The following is a 4,310-nucleotide window of genomic DNA, read 5'->3' on the forward strand; positions in this document are numbered from 1 at the left end:
ACGAGTTCCCCTTTCTTGGCTGGTTCCCGCTTGAGGGAGGAGTATGGATCGGGGGTGAAGCCCTCCCCTCCATAGTGAAGCCCTTCTCAGCCCCCATAAGGGGAAAGGTGAGGGCTGACGTTGAGAGAATTGAAGGGAATACCCTTTATCTGAACAAACAGTATGTGAAGTTGGTCCTCCTTGAGGAGCTGAGGGACCTTCCCCTTGAGGAGATACCGCCGACGACAAACCCGACCTTTTACGTTCCCCGTGACTGCAAAGACAGGCTCCTCTCAAGCAGGGTTGAGGCGAGCCTCAGGACGGAGATAAGGCACCAGACCTCAAGGGTCCTCTTTATAGGAAGGGAAGAGGCTAAGGAGATGATAGGTATCCCCGCCGATACACTGCAGGACGGCAGAGGAATTGGGGAGGAGGAGATCCTCTCCTACATAGAGGATAGGAGGGAAGAGATAGCAAAAGGCTCCTTGGGTATTCTCCTCCTCGGTGCCCACTCACTCGGAAGACCGGGGCAGAGATACTTTGAGGAGCTCACCGGCAGGAGGCTGAGCAGGGTCCTACCCTATCCCTAACTCCCTCATCTTCCTCCAGAGGGTAGTCCTGTGAACACCCAGCAGTTTGGCAGCGAGGCTCTTGTTCCCTCCAGCCTGTCTGAGAGCTTCCCTGATCCTATCCGCCTCGTCGGAGCTCCTCGGTGCAGGGTTAAAGCTTGCAGTTCTTATCTCTTCGGGTAGGTCCTCCTCCTTTATGACTGAACCCCTGCAGACAACGACCGCACTCTCTATTATGTTCTCCAGCTCCCTCACGTTCCCCGGGTAGCTGTACTCAAGGAGCAGTTTCATAGCGGAGGGGGATATTCCCTTCACCTTTCTGCCGTATTCCTTGGAGAACTTGTCTATAAAGAAGTTCACGAGATGGGGTATATCCTCCCTTCTCTCCCTCAGCGGAGGTAGTTCAATGCTCACAACGTTGAGCCTGTAGTAGAGATCTTCCCTGAACTTCCCTTCCTTGACGAGTTTCTTCAGGTCCCTGTTGGTCGCCGCTATGACCCTTACATCAACCTTCCTCGGCTTCACGTCCCCTATCCTCTCAAATTCCTTATCCTGCAAAAAGGAAAGGAGCTTAACCTGAAGGTGGGCTGGGAGGTCTCCCACCTCATCAAGGAAGAGGGTTCCTCCGTCCGCTATCTCCACCTTTCCCGGCTTGTCCTTCAAAGCTCCGGTGAAGGCTCCCTTGTTGTACCCAAAGAGCTCAGCCTCAAGGAGTGTCTCGGGTATAGCTCCGCAGTTTATCTTCACAAAGGGCTGTTCCCTCCTTGAGGATAGGAGGTGTATGTACCGGGCTATAAGGCTCTTCCCCGTTCCCGTTTCCCCCGTTATGAGTATGTTTACGTTGACGTCAGCCACCGATCTGACCTTTTCAAGAACTCCGGAAAAGCTCGGGCTCTTGGAGACTATCTGGAAGCTCTCCCTCTCCGGTGAGAATAGCTCGGGGACAACGTAGAAGGACACAACGTAGCCGCTACCCTGTCTGAGCTTTGATACCAGGACGGAAGCCTTCTGCTTACCGCAGGGGGTTTCTATGTAAACATCGCCCCTTTCTCCTTCGGGCGGCAACTCATCAAGGGACAGGTTTATCAGCTCCTCTATTGGCTTTCCCTTCATGTTCTCAAGCTCTCTGCAGAGTATCCTCTTAGCCATTGAGTTGTGCTCAATGACCCTCCCCTCCTCATCAAAGACCAGAACCGCCTCAACTATAGAGTTCAGGACTACCTCCACAAACTCCTTCTGCCTCTTGACCTCCTCCATGTGGTATATAACCCTGCTCACATCTCTGAAGACCTCTATCACGCCGGTGAAAGCCTCCCCATCGTAGCTGGGCGTCATGCTCAGGCATACGTGCTTTCCGCCTTCCACGAGGACGTCATATACCTGAACCCCCTCCTCCGTATCCTCAACGAGATCCATGGGGCAGGAGCTACATATGGAAAAGAGCCCCCGGCAGCTGTCGCCGGGCTTCAGTTCCCTCCCGAGTATCTGCTTAGCCTTCCTGTTAGCGAAGAGTATGCGTCTATCCTTGTTTATTACGAGAACGCCGTCAAAGAGACCCTCAAGGCTCCTGAAGTCCATCGGACTATAAATTTAATCCTCCCAGCTGGTGGTGATCCTGCCCATCATCCTTAGAGACTCCTCGAAGGCACCCATGTACTTCATCGCCGTTATCATTGAGCCTTTGAACTTCAGCCTCTTGGTGAGCATAGCAGCTCTGGGACCCATCTCTCCCGTAGCGAGCTTCTTCCAGTTTTCCGGAGACGCCCAGAGTTCAAAGTCGTACTTGCGAGAGTCTGCCTTTCCCGCTTCTTTGGCTATACCTTTCTCAACTATAAGATGGACCGCCTCATCCTCTCTGCCTTCAACAAAATACTTTATGGATGCGGAGAAGCCTTTAAGGTCGTTCTTGAGCTTCTCGTTCCTGTTCCACTCCTGGGCGTACGCCTTTATCCAATCCTCAGAAAGGAATCTGTGCATATCAGACCTCCAAGAAGAAAAAGAAAAAGGGGAGGGGAGGCAAAGCCGTAAGGTGGGGTCAGCTTCCTGCTTCCTCCCTGAGAGCCTTAAAGACCTCGTTGAAGGAGACCTCATCGTTGTTGACGAAGACACCCACGTTCCCCATCACGCAAACCGAGTACTTGGGACCTGTAAGAGCCCAGCCGTGGAGGGGAGTCCACTCCTGACCGGAGAAGGCTGTGTAGCCGTCGCACTGCATACGAGCCATCGCGTTGTTGGCAGCACACATCTCGGCAGCCATAGCAGCCTGCTCTTCGCTTATATCCCCTTTGTAAGCTACGAGCTTCCCATCGTCGGAGAACTCTCCCGCAGCCCAGACACCTTTGATCTGCATTAGCCTGTCAAGATTCGCCATGGCACCACCTCCTTTCAGATGTATTTGGAAAGAGTCTCAAAGGTCTTGTCAAAGTCAGCCTTGTCCATTTCAACGAAGACACCTACGTTGCCCATTATGCAGGCAGCGTACTTACCCCCTGCAACCGCAAAGCCCACAACGGGGTAGAAGCCGCCCTGACCCGTGTAGGCGCTCCAGCCCTTAGCCTGCATGTTCCCCATGAGCTTGTTAGCCGCGCACATCATCGCGGCTATCTCGGCGGACTTCTCATCAATGTCGCCGTAGTAGGCTAAGAGCCTGCCGTCGTCTGAAAACTCTCCGGCTGCAACGGCTCCGGGGATGGACATAAGCTCCTTTAGCTTGCTCAGCGTAGCCATTACTCCACCTCCTTCAGGTTTTCAACTCTCTTTATGCAACCGGCGTGCCAAAGGAGGGTAACTTTATAAGTTATTGATGTGCTTGTATATTTATGCCGGAGATTGTTTTCTCGGGGTGTTGCAATGTTGCAACAATGTTGCATCACTGCCTTTCCATCTTCCTCTTACCCTCTTCCCACAGCCTGTCCATCTCCTCAAGGCTCATGTCCTCAAGCCTCCTCCCCATCTCCTTTGCCCTCTCCTCTATGTATCTGAACCTCTTTATGAAGCGCTCGTTCGCCTCTTGAAGGGCGGACTCCGCATCAACACCTAGAAATCTCGCCAGCTCAACCACCGCGGTGAGGATGTCTCCGATCTCGTGCTTTATGTTCTCCTTATCTCCATCCTGAAGGGATTCTTTCAGCTCGGATATCTCCTCCTCAATCTTATCAAAGACCTGAGATATTTCGCTGAAGTCAAAGCCGACCTGTGAAGCCTTGTCCTGAAGCTTCTGAGATCTCATAAGGGCTGGAAGGTGGCGGGGAATTCCCTCAAGGACGCTCTCCCTCTTTTCCATCTTCTTCTTCTCCCAGTTTTTAAGGACGTCCTCGGGTTTGGCGTCTCCGAAAACGTGAGGGTGTCTTTCTATCAGCTTTCTGACGAGCCCGTCAATGACGTCATATATGTCAAAGGCGCCTCTCTCCTTGGCTATCTGGGCATGAAAGACGGGCTGGAGCAAGAGGTCTCCCAGCTCTTCCTTTAGCTTCCCGTCGTCCCCCGAGTCTATGGCATCTATGACCTCGTAGCACTCCTCTATAAGGTACTTTTTCAGGCTCTCGTGGGTCTGCTCTCTGTCCCAGGGGCACTTCTTCCTCAGCTCTTCCATAACCCTGAGGAGGTCTTCAAAGCTGTATTTCTTCATGGTTGGTATATTTTAACCCGAGTTGCTACCTACAAGTCATGACCATAACCTCAAGGTGAAACCTCTGTAGAGGTTGAAAGCAAGAACAGACAGGAGGACTTTAAGAACAATGCCATCCTTAGTAGGTGCATAAG

Annotated in this window: 5 protein-coding genes and 1 pseudogene; 1 reads left to right on the forward strand and 5 read right to left on the reverse strand. The window is 52.5% G+C overall.

The window, feature by feature from the left end:
• A pseudogene (locus AC1HCM_RS03720) lies at window positions 1-569 on the forward strand (epoxyqueuosine reductase QueH); the annotation flags it as partial.
• Here the strand turns inward: AC1HCM_RS03720 and AC1HCM_RS03725 are convergent.
• The 5 genes from AC1HCM_RS03725 to mazG form a co-directional block, all read right to left on the reverse strand.
• Window positions 555-2,126 carry a sigma 54-interacting transcriptional regulator gene (locus AC1HCM_RS03725; protein WP_479460435.1) on the reverse strand — a complete coding sequence of 524 codons (1,572 nt, stop codon included), beginning with the start codon at window positions 2,124-2,126 and terminating at the stop codon, window positions 555-557. The pseudogene AC1HCM_RS03720 and the gene AC1HCM_RS03725 overlap by 15 nt on opposite strands.
• A 12-nt stretch (window positions 2,127-2,138) precedes the next feature.
• On the reverse strand, window positions 2,139-2,525 hold the full coding sequence (locus AC1HCM_RS03730) for an SCP2 sterol-binding domain-containing protein (protein ID WP_479460436.1): 387 nt from the start codon (window positions 2,523-2,525) through the stop codon (window positions 2,139-2,141).
• 58 nt (window positions 2,526-2,583) lie between these two features.
• A complete protein-coding gene (locus AC1HCM_RS03735; RefSeq protein WP_479460437.1) occupies window positions 2,584-2,919 on the reverse strand; it encodes a DUF2173 family protein in 336 nt (111 codons plus the stop codon).
• A 14-nt stretch (window positions 2,920-2,933) separates the two neighbouring features.
• The gene (locus AC1HCM_RS03740; RefSeq protein WP_479460438.1) at window positions 2,934-3,275 is read right to left on the reverse strand and encodes a DUF2173 family protein; all 342 of its coding nucleotides are present in this window, start codon (window positions 3,273-3,275) and stop codon (window positions 2,934-2,936) included.
• 142 nt (window positions 3,276-3,417) lie between these two features.
• Window positions 3,418-4,176 (reverse strand): nucleoside triphosphate pyrophosphohydrolase, encoded by a 759-nt coding sequence (gene mazG, locus AC1HCM_RS03745; RefSeq protein ID WP_479460439.1) that lies wholly within the window; start codon window positions 4,174-4,176, stop codon window positions 3,418-3,420.
• Window positions 4,177-4,310: the final 134 nt, after the last annotated feature.

It is taken from the genome of Hydrogenivirga sp., assembly GCF_056450045.1.

What these genes read in the sequence shown, in the direction of transcription:
- AC1HCM_RS03725 (WP_479460435.1), bottom strand. Translation starts at nt 2,126, where the DNA reads ATGGACTTCAGGAGCCTTGAGGGTCTCTTTGACGGCGTTCTCGTAATA.
- AC1HCM_RS03730 (WP_479460436.1), bottom strand. Translation starts at nt 2,525, where the DNA reads ATGCACAGATTCCTTTCTGAGGATTGGATAAAGGCGTACGCCCAGGAG.
- AC1HCM_RS03735 (WP_479460437.1), bottom strand. Translation starts at nt 2,919, where the DNA reads ATGGCGAATCTTGACAGGCTAATGCAGATCAAAGGTGTCTGGGCTGCG.
- AC1HCM_RS03740 (WP_479460438.1), bottom strand. Translation starts at nt 3,275, where the DNA reads ATGGCTACGCTGAGCAAGCTAAAGGAGCTTATGTCCATCCCCGGAGCC.
- mazG (WP_479460439.1), bottom strand. Translation starts at nt 4,176, where the DNA reads ATGAAGAAATACAGCTTTGAAGACCTCCTCAGGGTTATGGAAGAGCTG.